Genomic DNA, 518 nt, shown 5'->3' on the forward strand with positions numbered 1-518 from the left:
CTTCGCCGTCTACCGCATCTAACAAACCGTGATCAAATCAGGCATAGAGGAACAACGCCGGGGCCGTGGGCTCATGATGGCGGCCGACACGTGCGCGATCGCCGCCGTCAGCTCGGCGGCACCGGGCCGGGCCGGCACCACATACGCCGAGCACCTTGGCGAACTGCTGCCCGCTGCCCGCGCTGCAGGCCTGACGCACATCCTGCAAATCGTCGCCGTCACCGGACCGGGTAACGGCGACCAGTTTCTCTACTACGCCACCCGGGCCGAAGCCGATGCAGCGAGATACGCCTGGCCAGCTGGTGCGGGCGCCGAGAGCTACCACGTCGACCTCTTGGTCTTCACAAACCAGCGTACGGCGGCGGAATGAGTAGCCGTGACCCAAACCCGGTACGGGTGGCGCGTCGTCACGGCGCGCCACCCCGGCCTCGTCGGCCCACGGCGACGTGGGGTTGACCCGGTTTGACGGACAGGGTCGGTAAGTTGATCTCACGCTACCTTGCTGGCTGGCCTGCGGG

General features: G+C 67.2%; 1 protein-coding gene. It reads left to right on the forward strand.

Annotated features, from left to right (window positions below; genetic code table 11):
- Window positions 1-73 precede the first annotated feature (73 nt).
- Window positions 74-370 carry a hypothetical protein gene (locus ACFHVL_RS31430; RefSeq protein WP_416632255.1) on the forward strand — a complete coding sequence of 99 codons (297 nt, stop codon included), beginning with the start codon at window positions 74-76 and terminating at the stop codon, window positions 368-370.
- Window positions 371-518: the final 148 nt, after the last annotated feature.

This window comes from Micromonospora sp. LOL_023 (genome assembly GCF_048060115.1).
Classification (GTDB): Bacteria; Actinomycetota; Actinomycetes; order Mycobacteriales; family Micromonosporaceae; genus Micromonospora_E.